Annotated in this window: 24 protein-coding genes; 20 read left to right on the plus strand and 4 right to left on the minus strand. The window is 59.4% G+C overall.

Annotation, left to right across the window (positions count from 1 at the left end; translation table 11 throughout):
* Positions 1 to 93: 93 nt before the first annotated feature.
* A complete protein-coding gene (locus tag QP909_RS10590) occupies positions 94 to 903 on the plus strand; it encodes a hypothetical protein (protein WP_284767209.1) in 810 nt (269 codons plus the stop codon).
* Positions 881 to 1,186 carry a CHY zinc finger protein gene (locus QP909_RS10595; RefSeq protein ID WP_005326308.1) on the plus strand — a complete coding sequence of 102 codons (306 nt, stop codon included), beginning with the start codon at positions 881 to 883 and terminating at the stop codon, positions 1,184 to 1,186. Before QP909_RS10590 ends, QP909_RS10595 begins: the two co-directional genes overlap by 23 nt.
* A 38-nt stretch (positions 1,187 to 1,224) precedes the next feature.
* Here the strand turns inward: QP909_RS10595 and QP909_RS10600 are convergent, their stop codons facing one another.
* The gene (locus tag QP909_RS10600; protein WP_284767210.1) at positions 1,225 to 1,803 is read right to left on the minus strand and encodes a hypothetical protein; all 579 of its coding nucleotides are present in this window, start codon (positions 1,801 to 1,803) and stop codon (positions 1,225 to 1,227) included.
* A gap of 22 nt (positions 1,804 to 1,825) precedes the next feature.
* Entirely contained in the window at positions 1,826 to 3,136 is a 1,311-nt protein-coding gene (locus tag QP909_RS10605) for a M20/M25/M40 family metallo-hydrolase (RefSeq protein ID WP_284767211.1), read from the minus strand.
* 78 nt (positions 3,137 to 3,214) lie between these two features.
* Between QP909_RS10605 and bioB the strand changes: the two genes are divergently transcribed.
* The 3 genes from bioB to QP909_RS10620 are packed head-to-tail and all read left to right on the plus strand — an operon-like array spanning position 3,215 to position 5,401.
* On the plus strand, positions 3,215 to 4,195 hold the full coding sequence (gene bioB, locus QP909_RS10610; protein ID WP_005326317.1) for a biotin synthase BioB: 981 nt from the start codon (positions 3,215 to 3,217) through the stop codon (positions 4,193 to 4,195).
* Complete coding sequence (gene bsaP / locus QP909_RS10615; protein ID WP_239282944.1) at positions 4,195 to 4,467, plus strand: biotin synthase auxiliary protein BsaP; 273 nt, start codon at positions 4,195 to 4,197, stop codon at positions 4,465 to 4,467. The genes bioB and bsaP overlap by 1 nt, the downstream gene beginning before the upstream one ends.
* A gap of 10 nt (positions 4,468 to 4,477) precedes the next feature.
* Positions 4,478 to 5,401, plus strand: a complete 924-nt coding sequence (locus QP909_RS10620; protein ID WP_284767213.1) for a Sir2 family NAD-dependent protein deacetylase — start codon at positions 4,478 to 4,480, stop codon at positions 5,399 to 5,401.
* Here QP909_RS10620 and QP909_RS10625 read toward each other — a convergent pair whose 3' ends face one another.
* A complete protein-coding gene (locus QP909_RS10625; RefSeq protein ID WP_284767214.1) occupies positions 5,402 to 6,391 on the minus strand; it encodes a lipase family alpha/beta hydrolase in 990 nt (329 codons plus the stop codon).
* A 535-nt stretch (positions 6,392 to 6,926) separates the two neighbouring features.
* Here QP909_RS10625 and kdpF point away from each other — a divergent pair.
* The 14 genes from kdpF to QP909_RS10695 all read left to right on the plus strand — a co-directional run bounded on the left by kdpF (position 6,927) and on the right by QP909_RS10695 (position 22,263).
* Entirely contained in the window at positions 6,927 to 7,022 is a 96-nt protein-coding gene (kdpF, locus tag QP909_RS10630; RefSeq protein ID WP_225746162.1) for a K(+)-transporting ATPase subunit F, read from the plus strand.
* Positions 7,019 to 8,734, plus strand: a complete 1,716-nt coding sequence (kdpA, locus tag QP909_RS10635) for a potassium-transporting ATPase subunit KdpA (protein WP_225746161.1) — start codon at positions 7,019 to 7,021, stop codon at positions 8,732 to 8,734. The genes kdpF and kdpA overlap by 4 nt, the downstream gene beginning before the upstream one ends.
* Entirely contained in the window at positions 8,731 to 10,794 is a 2,064-nt protein-coding gene (kdpB, locus tag QP909_RS10640; protein ID WP_239279303.1) for a potassium-transporting ATPase subunit KdpB, read from the plus strand. The genes kdpA and kdpB overlap by 4 nt, the downstream gene beginning before the upstream one ends.
* 17 nt (positions 10,795 to 10,811) lie before the next feature.
* Positions 10,812 to 11,363, plus strand: coding sequence for a potassium-transporting ATPase subunit C (locus QP909_RS10645; RefSeq protein WP_239279302.1), 552 nt, complete (start codon positions 10,812 to 10,814; stop codon positions 11,361 to 11,363).
* A 12-nt stretch (positions 11,364 to 11,375) separates the two neighbouring features.
* Positions 11,376 to 13,970, plus strand: coding sequence for an ATP-binding protein (locus QP909_RS10650; protein ID WP_284767215.1), 2,595 nt, complete (start codon positions 11,376 to 11,378; stop codon positions 13,968 to 13,970).
* A complete protein-coding gene (locus tag QP909_RS10655) occupies positions 13,963 to 14,676 on the plus strand; it encodes a response regulator (RefSeq protein WP_284767216.1) in 714 nt (237 codons plus the stop codon). Before QP909_RS10650 ends, QP909_RS10655 begins: the two co-directional genes overlap by 8 nt.
* A 585-nt stretch (positions 14,677 to 15,261) precedes the next feature.
* Positions 15,262 to 15,567 (plus strand): ArsR/SmtB family transcription factor, encoded by a 306-nt coding sequence (locus QP909_RS11935; protein ID WP_005326349.1) that lies wholly within the window; start codon positions 15,262 to 15,264, stop codon positions 15,565 to 15,567.
* The gene (locus QP909_RS10665) at positions 15,560 to 16,708 is read left to right on the plus strand and encodes an MFS transporter (RefSeq protein WP_284767217.1); all 1,149 of its coding nucleotides are present in this window, start codon (positions 15,560 to 15,562) and stop codon (positions 16,706 to 16,708) included. Before QP909_RS11935 ends, QP909_RS10665 begins: the two co-directional genes overlap by 8 nt.
* Before the next feature lie 233 nt (positions 16,709 to 16,941).
* The gene (gene amn / locus QP909_RS10670; protein ID WP_150851022.1) at positions 16,942 to 18,345 is read left to right on the plus strand and encodes an AMP nucleosidase; all 1,404 of its coding nucleotides are present in this window, start codon (positions 16,942 to 16,944) and stop codon (positions 18,343 to 18,345) included.
* Between the two features lie 73 nt (positions 18,346 to 18,418).
* Positions 18,419 to 18,931 (plus strand): phosphoribosyltransferase, encoded by a 513-nt coding sequence (locus QP909_RS10675; RefSeq protein WP_284767218.1) that lies wholly within the window; start codon positions 18,419 to 18,421, stop codon positions 18,929 to 18,931.
* Positions 18,932 to 18,952: 21 nt separating this feature from the next.
* The gene (locus tag QP909_RS10680) at positions 18,953 to 20,434 is read left to right on the plus strand and encodes a SulP family inorganic anion transporter (RefSeq protein WP_284767219.1); all 1,482 of its coding nucleotides are present in this window, start codon (positions 18,953 to 18,955) and stop codon (positions 20,432 to 20,434) included.
* A gap of 285 nt (positions 20,435 to 20,719) precedes the next feature.
* Positions 20,720 to 21,217, plus strand: coding sequence for a ferritin (locus QP909_RS10685; protein WP_005328251.1), 498 nt, complete (start codon positions 20,720 to 20,722; stop codon positions 21,215 to 21,217).
* Between the two features lie 82 nt (positions 21,218 to 21,299).
* Complete coding sequence (locus QP909_RS10690) at positions 21,300 to 21,653, plus strand: hypothetical protein (RefSeq protein ID WP_284767220.1); 354 nt, start codon at positions 21,300 to 21,302, stop codon at positions 21,651 to 21,653.
* 13 nt (positions 21,654 to 21,666) lie between these two features.
* Positions 21,667 to 22,263 (plus strand): HAD-IA family hydrolase, encoded by a 597-nt coding sequence (locus tag QP909_RS10695; protein WP_239279338.1) that lies wholly within the window; start codon positions 21,667 to 21,669, stop codon positions 22,261 to 22,263.
* Here the strand turns inward: QP909_RS10695 and QP909_RS10700 are convergent.
* Positions 22,246 to 23,379 carry an ROK family transcriptional regulator gene (locus tag QP909_RS10700; protein WP_284767221.1) on the minus strand — a complete coding sequence of 378 codons (1,134 nt, stop codon included), beginning with the start codon at positions 23,377 to 23,379 and terminating at the stop codon, positions 22,246 to 22,248. The two genes, QP909_RS10695 and QP909_RS10700, sit on opposite strands and share 18 nt — an antisense overlap.
* A 108-nt stretch (positions 23,380 to 23,487) precedes the next feature.
* Here QP909_RS10700 and QP909_RS10705 point away from each other — a divergent pair, with 108 nt between their 5' ends.
* The gene (locus QP909_RS10705) at positions 23,488 to 24,057 is read left to right on the plus strand and encodes an LOG family protein (protein WP_284767222.1); all 570 of its coding nucleotides are present in this window, start codon (positions 23,488 to 23,490) and stop codon (positions 24,055 to 24,057) included.
* Positions 24,058 to 24,088 lie beyond the last annotated feature (31 nt).

The raw sequence follows: 24,088 nt of genomic DNA on the forward strand, positions 1-24,088 counted from the left end.
CATGCGCTAAACCCCACCAACACAAAATGTCGTTTAGCCCGACACGCCGCAAAACAACACATTCTGTCGTTTAGGCCCCTAGAGCACCCCGAGGTGGGCACCATCGAGGTGCAGCGTGGGTACGATGCCGAGTTCGCGGAGATGGGCGAGTGGCCGAAGAAGGCCAAGGATTTCACCCCGGTTCCAGGCGATGCTTCGCTGCCGGCGCGCGTCCAACTCTGGCGGAAAAATCCCAGCCCACGCCTGCAGATTGTGGTGAACGGTCAGGTACGCAGCCGCCATGAGCGGCCCCGCGCGGGCCGCTATTCGCTCAAGAAGAAGATTGAAAAAGACCTCACCCTTCTTGAGAATTCCGCCCCGCGCAGCAAACCTTATCTGGACATTCAGGCATCACCCTTTGGCGAGCTCCTGGACGTGTACTACCGCAATGGCGAGGAGGCAGTCGCCCTCGACCCGCCGGCCGGCTCCTTGGGGGAGAAGCGCCGGCATGCCATGGAGGAAAGTTCCTTCAAGCGGGTGCTGTACCCGCTTCTAGGCGGGCTGGGCAAGTCCGGCTGGGCCATTGGCGTGATCGTGCTCGGTCCGATTATCAGCCGCATTTTGTCCCGGTTGCTTCCGGATTGGGAGCTGCCGGAGATTAACCTGCCGGATATCGCGCTCCCCGTACCGGAGTTTCCGCAGATAGAGCTGCCGGTGCCGAATTTCGACTTCAACATCGACATCGATCTGCCCGACTGGCTCGTATTCCTCATGGATTACAGCAAGGTGTGGGTACCACTCATCATCGCCATCGTGGTGGGCATTCAGGCCGTGCGCAATGCTAAGAAATCCGAGGAAAAGAAGCACCAGTGGCAACAGGATGGCGCGTATGCTGACGGCCATGAAGATTCACGGCGCGATTGATACGGAGGGCCGGTGCAAGCATTGGCATTCGCCGCTGGATGTGGTGGCCAATAAGTGCGCCACCTGCGGGAAGTATTTTGCCTGCGCGCTGTGCCATGCCGAGCTCACTGAGCATGAGTTTGGGCCCATGCTTGTCGACGCCCCCTCGGTCCTCTGTGGCGCTTGCCGCACCGAAATGAACTATCACGCCTATTCCGCCGCGCCTGCGTGTCCCCACTGTGGGCATAAATTTAATCCCGGCTGCAGTGCGCATGCCGGGATCTATTTTCAGCTAGACCGCTAAGCGGTCCGGCCAAGTCGGTGTCTTAGTGTCTTAGTGTCTTAGAAGGAAGACAGCTGCTGTAGCTGCTGGATCTGTGGGATCTGTGGCAGCTGGAACTGGGATACAGCGTTCTGGGCAATCTTGGCCGCATCTGGGATGCGGAAGGTTTGGCCCAAGAAGGGAACGTCAACAGTTGGCTGGCCCGGGATGGTGCCCAGCTCGATGACCTTGGCGTTCTTGGCAGGCGCAGGTGCCGGGGCCGGAGCCGGGGCCGGGGCCGGGGCCGGCTTTGGTGCGGGGGCATTGCCGCGCTGGCCGCCGGTGTTGACCGGCTTGCCCTGACCAGTGGTGCCGTTCAGGCCGCAGCGAGCAATGGCCTCATCCATGCGGCCGATGGCGCCGCGGACTTCGTTGCCGCGTGGGTGCACGGTGGCAACGGCCAGGGCCTGGGACTTCTTCTGGTTGTAGTCAGCGGAGTTGGTCCAGTACTGCTTGGCCTGGGAGCAGGAAATCTGGCCGGCAGGCATCTTGGCTAGGAGGGTATCGACGGCGTCGGCATGGGCAGCGGCAGGGGCGGCGAGGGTTACGGTCAGGGCGGTAGCTGCAGATAGCAGCGCGGACTTACGTGCAAAGCTCATGTCAGACATCTTGCCATAATTGTTACGCCTGTGACAGGCCTAGGAAGCGATTGACCAAGCTGCGGTAGGCGCGCACGGTCAATTCGAGGTCTTCTAGGTAGAGGTGCTCGTCGTGGCTGTGCAGCTGCGAATTGGCACTGGCCATATCGCGGCCCTCGGCGTGCATGGCAAAGCCATAGGCATTGCCACCCTTGCGGCGGGCGAAGCGCAGATCCGAGCCGCCGGTGGCGTGAACAGGGACAACGGCTTTGTCGGGGAAGAATTCCTTGGAGGTGGCCTCAATAGCGCGCCACAGTTCGGTATCGGTGGAGGATTGCGTGGCATCTTCGGTGATGAGGTGCTCGATTTCTACCTCATCGGCCATGTCCCCGAGCGCGCTGCGCAGGAAGTCATCCAGATCCTCCTGGGTCTGGCCGGGGAAGGGGCGCACATCCATTTCCAGGTAAGCGTGTGAAGGCAGCACGTTGATGGCGCCGCCCGCGCGCAGGACGGTCTCGGCGATAGTGGTGTGGCTAAAGGCGTGGGCGTAGGCGTCGAGGTTGCCGAACTTGGAGTAGTCACCCGTGCCGTCGATAAGCTCTTGCTCCGTCTTGGGGTCAAACTTGAAGGTGCGCACGAAGCCCTCCCAGATTTCATTGGAGGCCGTGGGCGGCTCAGCGGTGGCGATGCGGCGGGCGACCTCGCCGATCTTCACGATGGCAAAGTCCTTGCCATAAGGCGTGGATCCATGGCCGGCATCGCCGTGCACGTGCAGGCGGCGCTGGCCGGCGCCCTTTTCGCCCACGTTGAAGCCCACCGCGCCGGGCAGATGGCTGCCGCCGGTTTCGGACAAGCAGTTCTTCCACGAAAAGGCATCGGGGTGGTTCTCGGACATGAAGCGCACGCCGAGCCCGCCGCGGGCTTCTTCATCGGCCATGCCGACGAAGGCGAGGGTACCGCCCGTGTTACCGGCGCGGGCGACCTCGCGCGTGACAGCGGCCATGGTGGCGGTAATAAACAGCATGTCTACGGAACCGCGGCCGTAGAGCTTGCCGTCCTCGATAAGCGCCTCGAAAGGCGGCTTGGTCCACTTCGGCTCGTCCACGGGGACGACGTCCGTGTGGCCCATGAGGGTGAGCGGTTCCTGGTCCGGATCGCCGGGGACGGTCACCACGATGGAAACACGGCCTGGGTGGGATTCGAAGCGCTCAATCTGCACGTCTTCACCTGCGAAGAATTTTTCCAGGCTATCCGCATTGCGCACCTCGTGGCCGGAGTCTGGCGTGAGGTCATTAACGCAGGCATTGCGGATCAGCTCTTGGAGGAGGGAGAGGGTGTCATCATAAAGCGTCATGCCCCCGAGGGTAGTTCCGCACAGATTTATATGTGGTTTTAACCAAAGTTGAACGCCGTTCAAGTAGGGTTTAGCACCATGAGCATCGTTGACATCGCCCGTGAGAAAGCCCTGGAGCAAGGCAAAGGCCTTAACCAGGAAGAACTACTGCAAGTACTACAGGTCCCGGATTCCCAATTGGAGGAAATTGCCGATATTGCCCACCAGACCCGCCTGAAGTGGTGTGGCCCGGACGTATCGGTGGAAGGCATTATCTCCATTAAGACCGGCGGCTGCCCAGAGGATTGCCACTTCTGTTCCCAGTCCGGCCTTTTTGAGTCCCCGGTGCGCGCCGTGCGCCTGAACATTCCGGAACTGGTGGAGGCGGCACAGAAGACCGCTAAGTCCGGCGCTACCGAGTTCTGCATTGTTGCCGCGGTGAAGTCCCCGGACGATCGTTTGCTGGACCAGGTGGGCGAGGCGATTGCCGCGATTAATGACGCCGTCGATATTGAGATTTCTTGCTCGCTAGGCACCCTGACCCGCGAGCAGGCGCAGCGCCTGAAGGATATGGGAGCGCAGCGCTATAACCACAACCTGGAGACCTCCCGTTCCTTCTTCCCTAATGTGGTTACCACCCACACCTGGGAGGAGCGCAAGCAGACCCTCGACTATGTGCGCGAGGTAGGCATGGAGGTCTGCTGCGGCGGCATCATCGGCATGGGCGAGTCCCTGGAGCAGCGCGCCGAGTTCGCCGCGCAGCTGGCAGAGATTGACCCGTGCGAGGTACCGATGAACTTCCTCGACCCGCGCCCTGGCACCCCTTTCGCGGACCGCCCGCTGGTTCCCTTGGGAGAGGGCCTGCGCGCCGTGGCGGCGTTCCGCCTGGCCATGCCGTCTACCACCTTGCGCTTTGCTGGTGGCCGCGAGCTTTCGCTTGGCGACGACGGCACTGAGCGCGGCCTGCTCGGCGGCATCAACGCCATTATCGCCGGCAACTACCTGACTACCCTGGGCCAGCAGATTGAAAAGGATGTGGATATGTTGCACCGCATCGACCTGCCGATTAAGGCCCTGTAGTGCCTGGTTTATCCGAGCCAACATCCGAATTGGCTGCAGCCGTTCTTTCTGGGGACGAGCCGATTTTCCATCCGAATACCGGCAAGCCGATCGAAGAGGTCTTCACGCTGCACCCCGCGGCTGCAGCCGGCCTCGACGTGCCGCGCTACTGCCAGATCTGTGGCCGCCGCATGGTGGCCCAGGTGCGCCCCGATGGCTGGCACACTAAGTGCTCGCGCCACGGGGAGCTGGATTCGGAGTGGCTTTATGTAGAGCACCTGCCCGAAAGCTAGCATCGGGGGCATGGATCCCGCCGTCTCCCTTGCCCACCAGTCCGCGCTGCGTTCGATCGCCCGAGTGGTCGAGGAATCGGCGCCGCATACGGAGGAAGGGAAGGCTTTAGGGGACGTCGTAAAGCAGCTGCGCGAGGGCCCAGTGATGGTGCTGACTGGGGCCGGGGTGTCGACGGAGTCGGGCGTGCCGGATTATCGGGGCCCGCGCGGCTCGCTGAGCAGGCACCGGCCGATGACCTATCAGGAATTTCGCCACGACCCGGCCGCAAGCCATAGGTATTGGGCCCGTAGCTTTGTGGGGTGGCGGGTCATGGATTCCGCGGTTCCGAACCGCACGCACTATGCGCTCGTGGAATTAGAGCGCGCCGGGCTGGTCAATGGTGTGGTCACGCAAAACGTAGATGGCCTGCATAAACAGGCAGGGACCGCGAACTTGGTGGTACTGCATGGCGACATGGAAACCGTCGTGTGCTTAATGTGTGGGCAGCGGGAGGCGCGGCCGCACTTCGATGCGCGCTTGGCCGCAGCAAATCCGGGGTACTTGGAGCGCCTCGTCGTGGAGGCGGACCAAGTGAACCCGGACGGTGACGTGACGCTTGATGAAGCTGACGTGGCTGCGTTCCGCATGGCAGGGTGCGAGCGCTGTGGTTCTGCATTATTGAAGCCGGACGTCGTTTACTTTGGTGAGCCCGTGCCGGCGGAGCGCCGCGATGCTGCCTTTGCACTGCTGGGCCAGGCGCGTTCGCTCGTGGTGGCCGGCTCTTCGCTGGCGGTTATGAGTGGGTATCGCTTTGTGTTGGAGGCAAAGAAGCAGGGCAAGCGCGTGGCCGTTATCAATGGCGGGCCCGGCCGGGGTGATCAGAAAGTGGATACGCTGTGGCGCACCCAGGTGGGACCGGCCTTTGACGCGGTGCTGGATGAGCTGGGGCTATAACTAGCGCGGGATGCTCTCCACCAGTTCCAAAATGGTGCGCACGATCGCGCGGACGCGCTTATCCATCGGCATATCCTCATGCATGACCATCGCGAGGCGGTCGAAGTCTTGGACATAAATATTGCGGACCGTGCCCTCTGTGACGCCGCGGGGGTCGAGGAAGCAGGTCTCGGGCGGGACAACGACGGCGTCGGACCGCGTGGCAATGCAGGTATAGCTCACGCCGGATTCCAGATCGCCGTCCCGGTTGGTTTCGCGCAGAGCCTCACTGCCGACGACCTGGTCCATGCCCGCCGGCCCAAACCAACCATCGATGACGGAGCGCATTACCGCTTCTTGGCGCGGGGTGCGAATGAGGCGGCTGACGATGCCACCATAGGTGGTGCCGTGGTTCGGCGCGCTGATGCACATCAGGTGCAGGACGTTTTCGGCGCCGCCAATCATTCGCATCCAATAGCGGGCAAGCAGCCCGCCCTGCGAGTGGCCGATGAGGATGACCTTGTCCGCGCCGGTGACTGCGCGCACGACATCAATATAGGCGCCAAGCTCCTTCGCGGATTCCGCGAGGGGCTGGGTAGCGCGGTGCCCATAATCGGGGGCGAAGACGGCCCAGCCGTCCTGGCGCAGTTCATTGCCTAGGAGCTGCCATACGCCTTTGGTATCGCAGGTGCCGTGGATGAGGATGACTGGCCAGGGGCGCTGTGCGGTGGGACGCGCGCTCCAGTCATCTTCAAAGACGCCGCGCGGCTTGATGCGTGCGCCAAGGGGCAGGGTGGCGGCGGCATCAGCATCGAGCGCGGTATCGCCTGGGCTGGTCTTGCCCTTCTGGGCTTTGATGAGGTCCGCGATTTCGGCCGCGACCTCCTCGCGCAGTGCCGTGGCCTCGGCAGGGGAGGCGACGCCGCGACGCGGGGAATCGGTCATTTCCTTGTCGTTGGCACGCCAGAATTTGCGGAGTTGTTCGGAAATAGTGGATTTCAACTCAGCCATGGTTCCGGATTGTACTCGTTATTGCAGGTTAACTGTGTTTTTGTCAGGGGTGAAGAAATTTATGGGCAAACCCTTGACCATCCTACGAAAGGTTTATAAACTTAGGCTTGCCTAATCACGGGCGGTGCTTGCAGGAGGGTGCGCTCCATTCCCTCCTTGGGTACCGAGAGATTAGTCATGGGGAGAAGGCCCGCCGATGCGCTGTCGGCGGGCCTTCGTTGTGGATAAAGGGCGGTTCCCGGCCTGAAGAAAAGGTGGCGCAAAAGGGGTGTAAAGGAAATATAAAAATTGCGAGCGGGAGGCGTAAAGATAGCGCAAAGATTGCCTAGGGCAGCGGGGGTGTGGTCTTAACGTTTGTGCGTAGCAGGTGCTGCCTTGGTACCGGCACCTGGCAGGCATACCTGTCAGGCACAGGAAAGTTTCACTCGCACAAGGGGGTTTCCCACATGTTAGACATCGTGGCAATCCTGATAGCCATCCTGACGGTTGGCTGTCCCTCCGTCCTCAACGAGCTTTTGGACGGTGATGCATAACCATGAACACCATTACAGCGGTCATTGGCCTCGTCATTGTTGTGGCCTTGGTGATCTACCTCATCATTTCCTTAGTTGATCCGGAGCGTTTCGCATGATCGCCAGCATTGGGGCGGTGTTACCGCAGTTCCTCGCCCTCGTCGTTTTGCTCGCGGCGGCATATGTTCCTTTGGGCAACTGGATCGCACGCAGCTACACCTCTGACAAGGACTGGGCGATAGAGCGTGCGGTGTATAAGGTCCTGCGCGTTGACCCAAACCGCGGGCATAACAGCAAGAATTACAGCCGTGCATTGCTTGGCTTCAGCTTGGCATCCGTACTCGTGCTTTACGCGGTGCAGCGCCTACAAACCGTTGTGCCTAGCTTTGGAAATCCCCGCTCCGCAGCGGTGGAACCGTGGATGGCGTTTAATACCGCGGCGTCATTCGTGTCCAATACCAACTGGCAGTCCTATTCGGGCGAAGAAACCCTGACCAATGCTGCGCAGATGCTTGGCCTGACCGTCCAGAACTTTGCCTCCGCGGCTGTTGGCATGTGTGTGGCGGTTGCGCTCATTCGCGGTATCGGTCACTTGGGATATAGCCGTGACAAGCTGGGCTCTGAGAGTGGGCAGCACCTCATAGGAAATTTCTGGGTCGACCTCACGCGTGGTTTGGTGCGCATTCTCTTGCCGCTTTCTTTACTGATTTCTTTCGTCCTTATCTTGGGCGGAACCATGCAAACCTTCGGGTCCAACCTGGTGAGCTCCGCGGGCGTGGATATTCCGCGCGCTCCGGTGGCTAGCCAGGAAGCAATTAAATTGCTGGGAACCAATGGTGGTGGCATCTTCGGCGCCAACTCGGCGCACCCTTTTGAGAACCCCACTGGTTTTACCAACCTCGTGGAAATCTTTTCTTTGCTGGTTATCTCTTTCTGCTTTATCCGTGCCTATGGGGTAATGCTGAAATCGCAGAAGCATGCCTGGACCCTGCTTGGCGTCATCGGCGGCATTTGGACCGTTATGGTTGCCTTGGTGGTATGGGCGCAGCACACTACCACCGGTGCGGCAGCCCAGGCTGCGGGCGGCAACTTGGAGGGCATCGAACAGCGCCTAGGTATTGACGCTTCCGCACTCTTTGCGGTGTCTACTACGGGCACTTCTACCGGTGCGGTCGATTCGATGCACGATAGCTATTCACCATTGGGTGGCGGCTTGTTGATCCTCAATATGCTCCTGGGCGAAATTGCACCAGGCGGCGTGGGCACTGGCCTCTACGGTCTGCTGATGGTGGCAATCCTCGCCGTATTTATCGGCGGCCTGCTCGTTGGGCGCACACCGGAGTTTATGGGCAATAAGGTCGGCCGCAAGGAAATCTCCGCGGTGAGCCTGTACATCCTCACCATGCCGGTCCTCGTCCTAGTAGGCGTGGGGGCATCGGTGGCTCAGCGCAAGCTGGTAGAGCTTTCCGCGACCAACTACGGCGCGCCGGGAACCCCGGATAACGCGCACGGTCTCTCCGAGGTACTTTATGCCTTTACCTCGGCGTCAAATAATAACGGCTCGGCCTTCGCGGGCCTGACGGTAACCGAGCCCTGGTGGCAAGTCACCCTCGGTATCGCCATGCTGCTGGGCCGCTTCCTCCCCATCGTCTTCACCCTGTATTTGGCGGGCAGCCTAGCCGGTCAACGCCGGCAGGCCACTACCGCCGGCAGCTTGCCGACGTCCGGCGTGACCTTCGCGCTGCTTACCATCGGCGTCATTGTGTTGGTCGCCGCCCTTACCTTCTTCCCCGTTCTTACCTTGGGTCCCATTTCGGAGGCACTCTCATGACAACACCAACTATGACCACTGAGCAACCCACTCCCCAGCGCTCTGCCACCAAAAACAGTGGGTTGGCTGCGGCAGCGTTTAAATCGTTGCCGCACAAGATGTCCCCGCTCGCCCAAGCCCGTAACCCCGTCATGTTCGTGGTGTGGGTAGGCGCCGCGCTGACTACCCTGTGGTCCATCTTTAGCCCCAGCGTTTATGGCTGGGTGGTGACCGTATGGTTATGGTTTACCATTGCGTTCGCCGCGTTCGCTGAGGCATATGCCGAAGGCCGCGGTAAAGCCCAAGCGGATAGCTTGCGCGCCGTGCGCGATGACGCCACCGCGAACCTAGTTACCGATGGCGGCATCGAGGTCATTGCCGCTTCTGAGCTCACCAAGGGCGCTATCGTGCGCGTGGAGGCCGGAGAGACTATCCCGGGCGACGGCGACGTCATTGAAGGCGCGGCAACCGTCGATGAATCTGCCATTACCGGCGAGTCTGCTCCCGTGGTTCGCGAGGCCGGCGGCGATCGCTGTGCTGTGACCGGCGGTACCGTGGTCTTGTCTGATTCCATCCTGGTACAGATCACCTCGGAGCCGGGATCTACCTTCGTCGATACGATGATTGCCTTGGTGGAGGGAGCGGAGCGCCGCAAGACCCCGAATGAAATCGCGCTGAGCATCCTCCTGTCTACCCTGACTATCCTCTTCCTCATTGCGGTTACCGCACTGGCCCCAATGGGGTTGTTTACCGGCGCGGAGCTCTCCCCGCTCTCGCTGGTGGCCCTGTTGGTCTGCCTCATCCCAACCACCATCGCTGCCCTGCTATCCGCAGTGGGAATCGCGGGAATGAACCGCCTCGTGCACCACAATGTTCTGGCTACGTCCGGACGCGCGGTGGAGGCGGCGGGAGACGTAGCGACCCTACTCATGGATAAAACCGGCACCATCACCTATGGCAACCGGCAGGCTACCGGGCTTATCGTTGCGCGCGGTGTCGATGAGCAGGAAGCTGCGGAGATAGCCCGCGTTGCTTCGGTTGCCGATGAGACCCCGGAGGGTCGCTCCATCGTGTCGTGGTTGACCGAAAACTATCACCTTTCTACCGAAGCAGGAGAGGAAGAAAAGACCGCCGAGGTCATTCCATTTAGCGCTTCTACCCGCATGTCTGGGCTTGACCTGAGAGACCGAAAGCTGCGTAAGGGTGCCGGCGACGCCGTGCGCCGGTGGGTAACTGAAGCAGGTGGCGACTGGCCACAAGAAATTGAAGACTCCGTGACCCAGATTGCTGAAGGCGGTGGAACCCCGCTGCCCGTTGCTGTGGAAGAATCCGACGGCACCCGCAGGGTTATTGCGGTGGTGCAGCTCAGTGACGTCGTCAAGCCGGGCATGGCGGAGCGCTTCGCCGAACTGCGCCAGATGGGCATCAAAACCATCATGGTGACCGGCGATAACCCATTGACGGCAGCGGCCATTGCGAAAGAGGCAGGCGTCGATGATTACATCGCGGAGGCCACCCCGGAAGATAAGCTGGCCAGGATCCGCGAGGAACAGGCGCACGGCCGCATGGTCGCTATGACCGGTGACGGTACTAATGATGCACCAGCGCTGGCGCAGGCGGACGTGGGCGTGGCCATGAACACGGGCACCTCTGCAGCGAAGGAAGCCGCCAATATGGTGGACTTGGATTCTGATCCGACCAAGCTTATCGATGTCGTGCGCATTGGCAAGCAGTTGCTCATCACCCGTGGGGCGCTTACCACCTTCTCTTTGGCCAATGACTTAGCGAAGTACTTCGCCATCTTGCCGGCCCTGTTTTCTACCCAGCTTCCGCACCTCGAGCGCCTCAACGTGATGCACCTGCACTCGCCGCAATCCGCCATTGTGTCTGCAGTGGTATTCAATGCGCTCATCATCGTTGCTCTTATCCCATTGGCGCTCAAGGGCGTGGCCTATAAGCCGGCCTCCGCCTCGTCCCTGCTACGCCGTAACCTGGGCATTTGGGGACTGGGCGGCGTGATCACCCCATTCCTAGGCATCTGGCTCATTGACCAGGTAGTCAACCTGCTTCCAGGTATGTAGAAAAAGAAGGACCAAAAATGCGTGTCTATTTTCGTAACCTCGCCGCTGGATTCGTAGCCGTACTATTGTGCGTTATCGCACTGGGAATGATTTATCCCGCTGCCGTGTGGGGAATCTCCCGCATCAAGCCGGACTCCGCCGAGGGCAACCTCATTTACCAAGGTGAGTGCCTAGCTGGCTCGACCCAGCTGCAAGATGGTCAGACCGAAGGCCCGTACTTCTTCCCCCGTTCCGAAGGCATGAGCAATTACGGCGCTAGTAGCTCCGAGCTAGAAAAAGCCGTGCAGGAGCGGCGCGGGGACATCGCCAAGCGTGAAGGCGCCGCTCCAGAAGATGTTCCCACCGATGCGGTAACCGGTTCCGGCTCTGGTGTCGACTCTGGCATTAGCCCTGCGTACGCTGAACTACAGGCTCCACGTGTCGCACGAGAGCAGGGGATGAGCACCGAAGATGTGCGAAGCCTCATCGAGGACAACACGGAGCATGCCAGCCTCGGGTTCCTGGGCGAAGACGCAGTTAACGTCACTACTCTCAACCGAGCACTGCCCCTTCCACCGTCCTGCTCATAAGATGAGTGCCATATGAACGACAAGAAAGTTCCGGCGCGCACCAAGCGTGGCGCTTTGAAGATCTACCTCGGCGCGGCGCCTGGGTCTGGTAAGACCTGTGCAATGCTCAACGAGGCGCACGGCCTTGTGCTGGCCGGCCGCGATGTGGTCATTGGCATCGTGGAAGATCATGGGCGCGAATTCACTCGGGCGCTGTGCGATGGCCTTGAGACCATCCCGCGGCGCCACGCCGCCGGGCTATCCACCGGAGAACTCGATACTGCAGCCATCATCTCGCGCCAGCCGGAAACCGTTCTGGTCGATGAATTTGCCCATTCCAATCCGCGCGGTGAGGAACACGCTAAGCGCTGGGAAGACATAGAGGAACTCCTAGCCGCAGGAATCGATGTGATTTCTACCCTGAACATCCAGCACCTCGAAAGCCTCAATGACGTAATAAACCAGATCACCGGTATTTCCCCGCAGGAGACGGTGCCGGACGAGGTCGTGCGTGCGGCGAACGAGATCGAGTTGGTGGATGTATCCCCGCAGCTCTTGCGCACCCGCTTGAGTGATGGCCAAGTCTATAAAGAAGCGCGCATTGCCCCTGCTTTGAATAATTATTTTCGGGTGGGCAATCTGACTGCACTGCGGGAGCTTGCCCTGTTGTGGTTGGCGGACCAGGTTGATGAGGCTCTCGCATCCTACCGTTCTGAACAAGACATTACTGATACCTGGGAGGCGCGGGAACGGGTGGTCGTGGCCATTCAGAACGTCGCGCACGCAGAACTGCTCATTCGCCGCGGGCGCCGCATCGCGTCCAAATCCTCAGCCGAGCTACATGTAGTCCACGTAATTTTTGGGGACTCCTTTTCTTCCGGTGAATCTTCCGTTGCAGGTTCCGCTCAACAACTGGCCAAATTACAATCCTTGGCTCAGGACGTGGGTGCCCGTTTGCATCAGGTCACCGGTGACTCGGTGCCAGAAGCGCTGCTTAATTTTGCCCGCAGCGTTAACGCCACCCAGTTGGTCCTGGGGGTTTCACCACGGCGTCGCTTAGGCCTGCACTGGCGCGGCACCGTTGCTGAGGCCGTGTTGCGGGATTCAGGCAAGATCGATTGTCACATTGTTAATCTTCCGTCCGATAAACCCTCGCCTCTTTCACCACTGCTGCGACCATTGCATTCCCTTCCGCGCCGGGCGGTGTCTTGGGTGGGCACAGCTGTCGCTTTCATCGCCTTGACCGCACTGTTGCAAGGCATCGACGGCTCGGCATTGGGAACAGGCACGTGTTCTGCTTTTTACTTTGCGCTGATCCTCCTCGTGAGCATGCTCGCTGGCCTGTGGCCGGCGGTAATTATTGCGTTTGCCTCGGGCTTGGCGGTCAATTGGTTCTTTACCGAGCCCCTGTACACGTTCGATATTGCTGAGCCAGCTAACGCTGTCATCCTCGTGGTCATGGTAGCCATTGCCCTGGCCGTGGGTTTACAAGTGCGGCGCACCAAAATAGAGCACCATAATGCGGCCATTGCCACGCGCGATGCTGAGCTCTTGACGGTCTTTTCCCGCGCAGCCCTCAACCGCCGTGCGGACGTATCTCCCATCGACGCAGTGCTTCGCAAGGTAGGAGAGACCTTCGGCTGCCATAAGGCCGTGCTTCTTGACGCCTCCGGGGACATACTCTCTACTTGGCACGCTTCGGCGGCCTCGCCCCGGCAAAGTAGACACCTGCATATCCCCGCAAAGACTCATAAACGTGAGGTAGAAACGTTGGTCTCCAGCGAGGACACTACGGTCCAGATTGTGATGGAAGGCCCAGCGTTATCCGCCCGCGACCGTGCTTTGGTGGCGGTTGTGGCAGGCTATTTAGCCGGCATAGTGCGCCGCGACAAGCTTTCGGCTGAAGCCGCACGTGCCGATGCCATTGCTGCCGCTGATGAATTGCGTCGTGCACTGCTATCGAGCGTGAGCCACGATCTGCGCACGCCCCTAGCAACGGCCAAGCTGGCTGTGTCCTCTTTGCGGAATTCCGAAATCGAATTCAGTCCAGAGGATCAAGAAATACTGCTGGCGGAAACCGCAGCTAGCATCGATCAGCTCACGCTGCTCGTGACCAACCTATTGGATCACTCGCGTTTGAGTGCAGGAGCGGTAACTGCACGCCGGGAACCTGTCGAGCTATATGAGGTAGCCAATCGGGCTATTGCCTCCTGTGCCTTTGGACATAGCAAGGACCAACTTGGTCGCATTCATATTGGTTCTGGACTCCGTGGCCGCACCTGTTGCGCGGATAGCGTTTTGCTGGAACGCGTGCTGGCGAACCTATTCGATAACGCTTTGCGCTATGCGCCGAGCGGACCAGTCAACGTTGATGCGCAGGTTAAGGATGAACGCGTGGAGCTGAGTGTGAGCGATGAAGGGCCGGGAATTTCACCAGAAAAGCAGCGAGAGCTTTTCCAAGCCTTTCAACGCTTGGGTGATACCAGCAATGACAACGGGGTAGGTTTAGGCCTCTCCGTCGTTCGCGGATTTGTGGAGGCCATGGCCGGTACTATCACCGTAGAGGCCACCCCAGGAGCGACCTTTATCCTGAGTATCCCGCTGTGGGAGGAGAAAAGCCATGACTGATAAAAAGGCCACGATTGTCATTGTGGATGATGATCCGCGTTTGCTCACCACCTTGAGCATTAACTTTAAGGCACGAGGATATGAGGTGTATGCAGCCAGCACCGGGGCGGAGGGTCTGCAGGTGGTCTCCCTGTACCAGCCCGATGTGGTGATTTTGGATATGGGTCTGCCGGATATGGATGGGCGGGAAGTCCTTGATGGGATTCGTGGATGGTCAGCAATCCCCGTTCTGATTCTTACGGCCCGGTCCGATCCTTTATTTAGTGCCTCGGCTCTAGATCGCGGTGCTGATGATTATGTGACCAAACCCTTTTCCATGGAAGAGCTCTTGGCCCGTGTGCGCGTGGCTTTGCGGCATGGCAGCCCCCAGCATCCATCTGCCCAGCGGGAAGCCACGATGGTGCGGGCGGGCGATGTGCTTATCGACGTCCCACGACACTCCATCACCAAGGCAGGAAAGCCTCTTCACCTGACCCCCACTGAGTGGGGCGTGCTTACGACGCTGCTGCGTGCCCACGGCGGTTTGGTGCGCAAAGAAGATCTGCTCGCAGAGATTTGGGGCCCGGGCTTCGAAGGACAAAGCCACTACCTGCGCATCTACACCTCGCAGCTGCGCCGCAAACTGGAAACCGATCCCTCTGATCCCCAATATCTGCTTACTGAACCCGGGTTGGGATACCGCTTTGTTACCTCCCCAGGAGTCTAGGAGTAGCTGACGCCATTTTCTGCAGGGAACTACTCTTGCAGTGGCAATTCTGTGCAGTGGAGGGGTGCGAGTTGGTATCCATAACGCTTATGCGTCGAGGGCTTCGGTGTGCTCTGCGCATGTAACCAACTGCAAGCGCGTGAGAACTAAACATTTCAACTGGTCACCAGCGATTGTTCGTTCTCTAAATCATTTCTGGTGCTGCAGATTAGTTGCTTTTCCCTGAAGGGGTGACGGTGTCTGTCATGCTTTCCTGACCAAAGAACCTTCGAGCATATTTTGGGTAGAAGGGTCTATTAAATCAAGCTACGTTGTACGCACCGTTAGAAGAAGGAATAAGGCTCTCTACTTTCATAAACTTGGCTCGATTTATTGTGCCAACGTTGAAGGTTATGAATTAGAGACGTCTGGGGTTGAAAGCTTGGTATCTAAAAATAGAGCTCCTCAAGACTCCGGTGTTCATTTATCGCTGTCTGGGTGGGGCTTTATCTGCGCACCTGAATTCGTGCAAGAAATCTTGCACGAATCTCTCGGGTAGCTTACTGTGGTCAATCGTTCAGGAATTCTTGCACGATTGGAGTTGTGATGAGCCCACGAAAGTATGAGCATCCGGCCACCGAGGACCTTGAATTCGTCCGTGTTCTGGCTGCGGTAAGTGATCCCATCCGGTTAGAGATGGTTAGGCGCCTGGCAGACGGTCAGGAGCACGATAGTTTGACGCTCGCTGATGACCTGCCTCGATCTACCCTGACCTACCACACTCGGCAGCTGCGTGAAGCCGGTGTGACGTGGACAAGAAGCCAGGGACGAACTTGTGTTATCTCTTTGCGCAGAGGCGATCTAGACGAACGGTTCCCTGGTTTGCTCGATATGGTGATTTCGAATGCTTAAACAGCTGTGGCCGTTAGTTTTGGGCAGTGTAGCGCTCGGATTGGACGCATATGTTATCGCTGGGCTGATATCACAGATTGCAAACGACTTGGGTACAAGTGGCAGTGTGATCGGCTTGGGCGTTACCGCCTTCACCGGCGCGTACGCAATATCTGGTCCGCTGTTCTCGGGTAAGGCAGGCAAAGATCCACGGAGTGGTCTGCTTGGAGCTGTTGCTGTGTTTTCTTTGGCGAATGTCGTGACTGCAGTCTCGCCTACAGTGAGCGTTTTTCTCGTGTCGCGCTTAATCGCAGGTGCGGCAGCGGGAATTTATTCGCCGTTGTCCTCAGCCGTAGCGGGGATGTCTGTCCCAGCAAAGTATCGCGGGCGCGCACTGTCAATGGTGCTGGCTGGCTTAGCGGTGGGAACTGTCGTGGGCGTACCGGTGGGATTGGGGGTAGCTAAACAGCTAGGCTGGAGGGCTACCATCGCTTTGGTCTCGGCCATTGGAATAGTGGCGTTAGCGGGTCTAGCGTTGCGCAAAGCGAGTGTGGTACCAGCTGTGCCCTCCTCCTCGTTGGGGCGGCGACTCCGAGTCATCGGCCGAGTGGATAACTTCCTGACGACCTTAGTTACTTTCTTTGTGGGAGTGGGTTCGCTGGGGTTGTACACCTATATTCCTGTAGTGCTTGATCGTGTGCAGGTAGACACCATTGCTGGCATGTGGGTCTGGGGTATCGGCGGGGCAGTGGGTGCTTTTGGGATTGGGAGGGTGCTTGACAAGGTTAATAGTTCACGCAAACTAACGGTCACTATCATTGCATTACTCGTGACTGATTTCGCTCTACTGCTGCTCTTCCCTTCGAGCCACGTGGTGGCAGTGGTGTGTCTTTTTGCTTGGGGGCTTTTGGGGTGGTCGTCTATGGCGCCGCAGCAGCATTCGATGCTCAGTGCAAACCCTGATGAAGGGGCGACTGCTGTTGCTGCTAATGCATCTGCGAACTACCTTGGCTCGGCAGTCGGCTCCGCAGTGGGTGGATTACTGTTGCCCTCCTCCACGGGAATCCTGTTAGGAGCATTAGGTGCAGTCCTAGTAGGAATCGTCTGCAGTATTGGGGCCAGTGCCTCTTCTCGCTCTCATACTGGGGACAATGTGAATTAGGAATACTTCGGATTGATGGGACGATGCCCGAGTTGACATAGTCGAGCTCTTCGTCGCATTCCCTTTGAGGCCTTTGCTTTGACACTCTTAGCAGCTTAAAGGACTGATCCTAGGTCTTTGATTTTCTCGCAGTAAATCATGTCAGTATTGGTATCACTGAAGCTACCGCGGAAAAGAATAAAGAACTGCGCGGACCGCTGCCGCGCTGCGAAGTCCCCGCTACACTCGCGCTTATGACCGATCTGCAGCATGTCCACTCCGTTGATGAGGCGGTAAACCGCCTGATCGAGATTTACGAGAATTCCTGCGAGCTTGCGCGCAAGACTTTGGAATCAGGAAACCTTGATGACTATCGCTATGTGGTTTATCCCAAGGTCACAGTGGATATCCGCAAATGGCAGCCCATCGATCGTTCCGAGCCGTTTGGCTACGTCAACGAGGCGGGCAAGTACTCGGCGGTAGTTTCCAAGCCGCACATCATTCGGGACTACCTGCACGAGCAGCTGACTCGCCTGGCGGGGAATTATCCGTGCGATATCTTTGTTGGCCAATCCGACCAGCGCATTCCACCGGAGTACATCAAGGACACAAGGAAAGCCCCGCAGGAACGCGGGCCTATTCCGCGTCCGACGCTGGATGAGGTCAATGATGCAATCATTGATGGCGAATGGGATGCCTTCCACGGTGCGGAAAAGCCGCTTTTTCATTTTGGCGCCCAGCGCTTTGATATCGCGTGTGCACGCATTGAGCACTACACCGGCATCGAGGTCGATACGGTGCAAAAATACATTTTGTTTACTAACTACGCGATGCACACCACCGAGTTTGTGAAATTCGGTTTGCGCGAGTTGACCAGGGAAGACTCGCGTTATACCGCCTTGGTGCTGCCCAATGGGGAGACCATCCATCCCAATGATGCGGTGGACCTTGATGTGGACGGTCTGACCTTAACTTCTCGCTTCCAAATGCCGCGCTTTGATTTAATCACTGCCGGTGGCGATGGCATCACGATGATCAATATCGGCGTAGGCCCCTCGAATGCCAAGACCATTACGGATTGCTTGGCAGTGCTACGCCCAGAGGCATGGATCATGATTGGGCACTGCGCTGGCATGGATGGCCGCATGCGCATCGGTGACCTCATTTTGGGCAATGCCTATCAGCGCAATGACCACATCTTGGATCAGAAGGTTGCGGCGACCTCTCCCATCCCTGCGATTCCGGAGGTGCAGCGCATGCTCGAGTCTGCGGTGAAGGCGGTGTACGGCGACGACAACTCGCTCATGCGCACCGGTACGGTGCTCTCCACCGATGATCGCAATTGGGAGTGGCGCACTAACCGGGATTTGTGGGAGTGGCTGCGTACCTCCACCGCGGTGGCCGTAGATATGGAATCGTGCACGCTCGCGGCCAATGGTTACCGCTACCGCGTTCCTTATGGAACTCTCCTTTCGGTCTCTGACCTGCCGCTACACGCGGTGCCGAAGCTGCCGGCCCAGGCGCAGGCCTTCTACTCCAATTCGAAGGAAGCTCACGTGATGTGCGCGGTGCGAGCGATGGAGCATCTAGCCGAAAATCCGGAGCGCCTGCGCACGCGCAAGTTGCGCCGGACTTTGGGCGAGGTTCCATTCCGGTAGGTGCCTTTTCTTTGGCAGGCAATGCTCGTTAAACTACAAAGAAATCCCATGACGCAAAAGGAGCCACACAATCGTGACTGAAAATTGGATCCACCCGGACCGGGAAAACCTCACCTGGGAGGTCTTCGGCGAGGCGAGCCGTAACCTGTCGGAACAGATTGTGGAATCTGGTTGGTTCCCTGACCTTATCGTGGGCGTCGCCCGCGGCGGCCTGATCCCAGCCGGTGCTATCGGTTATGCCATCGGTGTGAAGGCCATGGGCGCTATCAATGTGGAGTTCTACACCGATATCGGACAGACCTTGGAAGAGCCGATCATCTTGTCCCCGCAGCTGGACACGGATTCGCTGAAGGGCAAGAAGGTATTGGTGGTAGATGACGTCGCGGACTCCGGCAAGACCCTGGATCTGGTGGTTAACCTGCTCAAGGAAACCGCAGACGATGTGCGCTCGGCCGTCATTTACACCAAGCCGAAGACTATTTTTGAGCCGGACTTCTCGTGGAAGAAGACCGATCAGTGGATCAACTTCGCCTGGTCCGTGCTGCCCGTGATCACCGCGGATGGCTCGTTTAAGGAAGGCTCCTAAAGTCCACTAGGATGTGCAGGCGTGATTAAAGAACAGCCTGCTCCTACCGGCGTCATCGCCAGTTTCCGCTATGCATTTTCCTCGCCTGCGCGCCTGCGCAAGGAGGTTTTTGGCGGCCTGGCGGTGGCGCTTGCTTTGATCCCAGAGGTCTTAAGCTTTTCCATCCTCGCAGGGTTGGATCCGCGGGTGGGATTGTTTTCTTCCGTGGTGATGGCCATGGCTATTGCCTTTACTGGCGGCAGGCCGGCGATGATTTCCGCCGCGGCCGGTGCGGTGGCATTGGTGGTCTCTCCGCTCGCGCATGAGCATGGGCATGATTATGTGGTCGCCGCAGTGCTGTTGGCGGGAATTATGCAGGTGGTGCTGGCCGCGGTGGGCGTCGCTAAGCTCATGCGCTTTATCCCGCGCTCGGTGATGACGGGGTTTGTCAATGCGCTGGGCATCATGATGTTTACTACGCAGCTGCCGCACCTTATTGATGTGCCGTGGATGGTGTATCTGCTGGTGGCCATTGGCCTGGCCATCATGCTGGGGCTGCCACGGCTGACCACGGTGATTCCCGCGCCGCTGATCACGATTCTTGTAGTGAGCATTATTGCGGTGGCGGCCGGGTGGCAGGTGCCCGATGTGGCGGATCAGGGCGAGCTGCCTACCTCGCTGCCGGGGCTTTTCGTGCCGGATATTCCGTGGAATCTAGATACCCTGCAGCTGATTGCGCCCTATGCCTTTGGCATGGCATTGGTGGGCCTGATGGAATCGCTGCTGACGGCCAAGCTGGTCGATGACATTACGGATACTCACTCCGATAAGACGCGCGAGTCCTTTGGCCAGGGTGTGGGCAATATCCTCGCCGCGGCCATTGGTGGCATGGGTGTGTGCGCCATGATTGGCCAGACCATGATCGGCGTGAAGGCATCCCAGGCGCGCACGCGCTTGTCGACGTTCCTCGCGGGCGCCTTCCTCCTCATCCTCTGTCTGCTCTTTGGCGAGACCGTCGGCCGCATTCCGATGGCCGCGCTGGTGGCGGTGATGATTATCGTGGCCGCAACGACGGTGGATTGGCATTCGGTACACCCGCGCACGCTAAAGCTCATGCCGCTATCAGAAACGCTCGTGATGCTGGTGACGGTGGTAGGAACGCTGGCCACGCATAACTTGGCGGTGGGCGTGGTGCTCGGCGTGGTGGCGGCATCAATTGGCTTCGCTCGCCGCGTGGCCCACCTGGTGGAGGTAGAGCGGATGGGAGATGCCGAGTACGCGGTGCGCGGCCAGCTCTTTTTCGCCTCCTCCAATGATTTGGTCTACGCCTTCGACTACACGCTGGATACCCAGCGCGTGGTGATTGATATGGGCAAGGCCGAGGTATGGGACGCCTCTACGGTGGCGACGTTGGATGCGGTGCAGAAGAAATACGCCGAGCGGGGCATCGAGGTAGAGTTCCGTGGTCTGGAAGGAGCGAGCGCGCAGCGCCTAAATCGCCTTAGTGGCCGCTTGGGTGACTAAAATCACATTTATTGTCCGAGGTGTGCGGGGCTAAACGTTCGCTGTTGCGGTGGTCGTCGAGTCGCGCTCGTGTCAAGGCGGAGGATCTGTGATGACCTCGCTTTTTTAGGGGACCTTTGCCTGCGTGTAGCGGCAAGCTTTGTCTTGGCTAACTTAGGTTATCCAATCTAAAAAAGCGTAATGACGTGCAAGTTTACTTAAGTAGGCCTTGCTGGATCGCGGGGAAATCTTCTGTACTGTGGTGCTTAGCACTTATTGATTTCCCTGCACAGAAAGGTTTTTACAATGGACGAGAAGCTGCAAACCCTGTTGAATGACCAGGTTATTAGCGAATACGGCGCTTCCATGGTCTACACCCAGCTGGCCTTCGAGATGGATAACCTCTCCTTCCCGGGCATGCGCGATTGGTTCATGGGCCAGGCCGCCGAGGAGCGCGAGCACGCCGAGAAGATTGCGGACCACTTGCTCTCCCGCGGCTACCGCGTAGAGCTCAATGACATCCCGGTTGGCTCCGTCAAGGCCGCTAACCCGCAGGATGCCTTCCAGGCTTCCCTCGAGCACGAGCAGAAGGTGTCCGAGGAGATCCGCACCATCGCCCGCGCGGCGCTGGACGCACAGGATCTGGAATCCCGCCAGCTCGTTGACTGGTTCCTAAGCGAGCAGGTAGAAGAAGAAGCTACCGTTTCTGAGATTCTGGACCAGATCAAGCTGGTGGGCAATGACGGCTCTGGCCTGCTGCGCATCGATGAGCGCCTGGCTGGCCGCACCGAAGGCGGCGCCTAAGCGCGCGTGGGTGAATAACAAACCCATCAAGATTTAGCTCAATCCTCCCATAGCACTGCGGTGCGGTGGGAGGATTGTTTCTATGTCAACGCAACGCAAGGCTTTGTGCGCCATAACCCTATTAGTTCTGGCGCTCTTCCTCATCGTGGGAGCAGCAATCATGTCCACGCACATGGCCTTGGGGGTATTTCTGACCACTGCGGCGCTGATGCTCGGCCCATTCGCCGGGCTCGCACTGCTGGTTTATGGCGTCGCCGGCACGCGTGGGGCAGTTACGCGCTCGCTCTATAGCCTCGGCGGCATGCTGCTCATTGGTGCCATCGGCGGCATCTTCGCGCTGTCCATGGACCAGGCTCCCGCGATGCTGCCTCTCTTTGTCGCTGGTGCGGGTGTGGGAATTGTAGCCGTGCTGACCCAAGCGCCGAAACGCGCATAAACTGGCCCCCGTTATGCCCAAACTCCTCTTTGATATGTACGGCGTGCTCATGCGCCCGGCCACCCCAGAAAGCCATGCGGACTTGGAGCGCCTCCTCGCGCCGCCAGATGCAGAGGCGATGTGGGAGGCCTACGGGTTTTATCGGCCGGACTACGATGCCGGCATCTTTAGCGATAGCCACTACTGGAACGAGGTAGCGGCCCGCGCCGGGCTAGAGGAGGTTCCTGTCGCGGAGGCGGTAGCCTGTGAAAACAGCGGCCTCCTGGAGGCGGACCCGGACATGGTGGCGCTGGTCAAGGGCCTTATCGGGGAAGGCTATAGCGTGGGCATCTTGTCCAATATTCCCACCACGCTGGCGGGCCAAGTGCGTAAGAAGCAACCGTGGCTCGAGGACTGCGCGGCGGTGACGTTCAGCTGCGATATTGGCGTGGCCAAGCCGCACCCAGAAGCCTATCGCGTGGCCGTGGATGCGCTCGCCGCGCAGCCGAAGGACACGCACTTTTTTGATGACCGCATCGACTACGTGGAAGGCGCGAACTACTGCGGCCTCAACGCCCACCTCTTCCGCGGCATCGACTCGGTACGCGAGGTGCTAAGCGTGCTGGAGTGAGCGGCCCAGATCCAGCGGCTGGCGCAGTAGCTGATCGGTGGCGACGGTGCGGGCTACCGCGCGGACGATCTCCTTATGGCCGGGGATCATGCGCAGCTGCAACTCTTCGCCCGCGGAGGCGCGGACGGTGGCGGCAAATTGCTTGGGGGCCTGTGGGTCGTCGGTAAACGCGCCGCCGGCGATAACCACGGTGGCCGGGGAGTGGGCCTTGACCAGCTCCGCGGTGATGGCGCCCAACTGGCGGGCGCGCGCGTCCAAAATGGCGCGGACGGCGGGGTGGGAGTCGGCGGCCTGGGCGGCGTCGGCAAGCGAGGCTGCCTCCACGCCCTCGCGGCGTATCGCCTCCAGGATGTGCTGGGTGGCCAGCAGGCGCTCGGACGCGCCATGGCCCAGCAGCTCGGAGTGTGTCGCAGGCACGGGAATAATGGGGCTGACCTCGTCCTCCACGGAGAGGGCGGAGCCGATGGAATCGTCCGCGAAGAGCACGAGGACGCGCTCGCTGGTGCCAATCTCGGCCGCCTGGGTTTCGGAGCCGAGGATGGCTGGGATGGCGGAGGAGACCACCACGGGTACGCCGAACTGGAAGCGTAGGCGCTCGGCAATGTCCACGCCGTGCCAATTGAGGTTTTCCGCGGTGACCAGGCCGTTATCATCCACGGTGCCGGAGGTGGTCACGCCGAGGGAGACCAAGCGGTGGTTCAGGTTGGTCATCATGCGGTTGATGCCGGCCATGATGTGCTCGAGGAAGTCATCCTCGCTGAGGTTAGCCACCGGGGTGGTCAATTCCTCTTCGCTCAACGTGCGGCCCTTGATGTCATAAAGGCCGATGTAGGTCTGCTTAGTGCCCACGGAAATGCCGCCGAGCGCCCAGTCATTATCGGCCGCCTCAAGCGGCACCGTTGGCCGGCCGCGCCCGCGGGACTGGGTGAGGTCGGTGCGTTCCTGGATGAGGCCCGCGTTGAGTAGGGAAGTAGTAGCGCGCGTGATAGTGGGCTGGGAAAGCCCGGTGGCTTCCACCAGCTCGCTCCGGGTGATGATCGGGTTCAGGCGCACCAAATGAAGGCACTTTGCGGCCGGTGTGCGGGGCCGCGTGAACACTGGGCCAGGTTTGATCATAAAAAGGAGTATAAGCATCCCAGACTGCTTTGTCTAACCTGATAAAAGGTTCATGTACCGAATAGTCTAAAGGTGGTGGTGGGCGCGCAGATACCTATGCTGGAGAGCATGCAGTCAGTAGCGGTTTATTGTGGTTCAGCAACAGGAAACTCCCCGGCCTATACACAAACGGCACAGGAATTGGGCACGGAGCTGGCCCGACGCGGGCTGACCTTGGTCTACGGCGGCGGCAATATCGGCCTGATGCGCGAGGTAGCGGAGGCCTGCCTGTCCGCCGGCGGTACCGTCACCGGCGTGATGCCACAGTCCCTGGTGGATCTGGAGATCTCCCACCCCGGCCTGACCACCCTCGAAGTAGTCGGCTCCATGGCCGAGCGCAAGACCCGCATGGAGCAGCTTGCCGACGCCTATATTTGCCTCCCCGGTGGCGTCGGCACCCTCGAAGAGCTCACCGAGGTGCTCACCCTGCAACAGCTGGGTACCATCCGCGGTCCGGTGGGCCTAGTAAATACCGAGGATTTTTGGCGTCCTTTCTACGCCATGTACGCCGCCATGGCCGAGTCCGGCTTCATCTTGCCGCGCTTTGTGGACGCATTGGTAATGAAGGAAAAACCGCAGGATATCCTGGATGAATTCAGCGGCTGGAGCTACCCCGGAACCAAGTGGGACAACGATTAGTTAACAAGTTCGCAACTTCAGCCCGCCCGGG

The sequence above is a fragment of the Corynebacterium sp. MSK195 genome (assembly GCF_030228885.1).
Classification (GTDB): domain Bacteria; phylum Actinomycetota; class Actinomycetes; order Mycobacteriales; family Mycobacteriaceae; genus Corynebacterium.

Coding starts and splice junctions, on each gene's coding strand:
- QP909_RS10665 (WP_284767217.1), top strand. CDS start 15,560: ATGCTTAAACAGCTGTGGCCGTTAGTTTTGGGCAGTGTAGCGCTCGGA.
- QP909_RS10595 (WP_005326308.1), top strand. CDS start 881: ATGAAGATTCACGGCGCGATTGATACGGAGGGCCGGTGCAAGCATTGG.
- amn (WP_150851022.1), top strand. CDS start 16,942: ATGACCGATCTGCAGCATGTCCACTCCGTTGATGAGGCGGTAAACCGC.
- QP909_RS10705 (WP_284767222.1), top strand. CDS start 23,488: ATGCAGTCAGTAGCGGTTTATTGTGGTTCAGCAACAGGAAACTCCCCG.
- QP909_RS10620 (WP_284767213.1), top strand. CDS start 4,478: ATGGATCCCGCCGTCTCCCTTGCCCACCAGTCCGCGCTGCGTTCGATC.
- kdpB (WP_239279303.1), top strand. CDS start 8,731: ATGACAACACCAACTATGACCACTGAGCAACCCACTCCCCAGCGCTCT.
- kdpF (WP_225746162.1), top strand. CDS start 6,927: ATGAACACCATTACAGCGGTCATTGGCCTCGTCATTGTTGTGGCCTTG.
- QP909_RS10655 (WP_284767216.1), top strand. CDS start 13,963: ATGACTGATAAAAAGGCCACGATTGTCATTGTGGATGATGATCCGCGT.
- QP909_RS10685 (WP_005328251.1), top strand. CDS start 20,720: ATGGACGAGAAGCTGCAAACCCTGTTGAATGACCAGGTTATTAGCGAA.
- QP909_RS10690 (WP_284767220.1), top strand. CDS start 21,300: ATGTCAACGCAACGCAAGGCTTTGTGCGCCATAACCCTATTAGTTCTG.
- kdpA (WP_225746161.1), top strand. CDS start 7,019: ATGATCGCCAGCATTGGGGCGGTGTTACCGCAGTTCCTCGCCCTCGTC.
- QP909_RS10605 (WP_284767211.1), bottom strand. CDS start 3,136: ATGACGCTTTATGATGACACCCTCTCCCTCCTCCAAGAGCTGATCCGC.
- QP909_RS10700 (WP_284767221.1), bottom strand. CDS start 23,379: ATGATCAAACCTGGCCCAGTGTTCACGCGGCCCCGCACACCGGCCGCA.
- QP909_RS10600 (WP_284767210.1), bottom strand. CDS start 1,803: ATGAGCTTTGCACGTAAGTCCGCGCTGCTATCTGCAGCTACCGCCCTG.
- bioB (WP_005326317.1), top strand. CDS start 3,215: ATGAGCATCGTTGACATCGCCCGTGAGAAAGCCCTGGAGCAAGGCAAA.
- QP909_RS10625 (WP_284767214.1), bottom strand. CDS start 6,391: ATGGCTGAGTTGAAATCCACTATTTCCGAACAACTCCGCAAATTCTGG.
- QP909_RS11935 (WP_005326349.1), top strand. CDS start 15,262: ATGAGCCCACGAAAGTATGAGCATCCGGCCACCGAGGACCTTGAATTC.
- QP909_RS10645 (WP_239279302.1), top strand. CDS start 10,812: ATGCGTGTCTATTTTCGTAACCTCGCCGCTGGATTCGTAGCCGTACTA.
- QP909_RS10650 (WP_284767215.1), top strand. CDS start 11,376: ATGAACGACAAGAAAGTTCCGGCGCGCACCAAGCGTGGCGCTTTGAAG.
- QP909_RS10695 (WP_239279338.1), top strand. CDS start 21,667: ATGCCCAAACTCCTCTTTGATATGTACGGCGTGCTCATGCGCCCGGCC.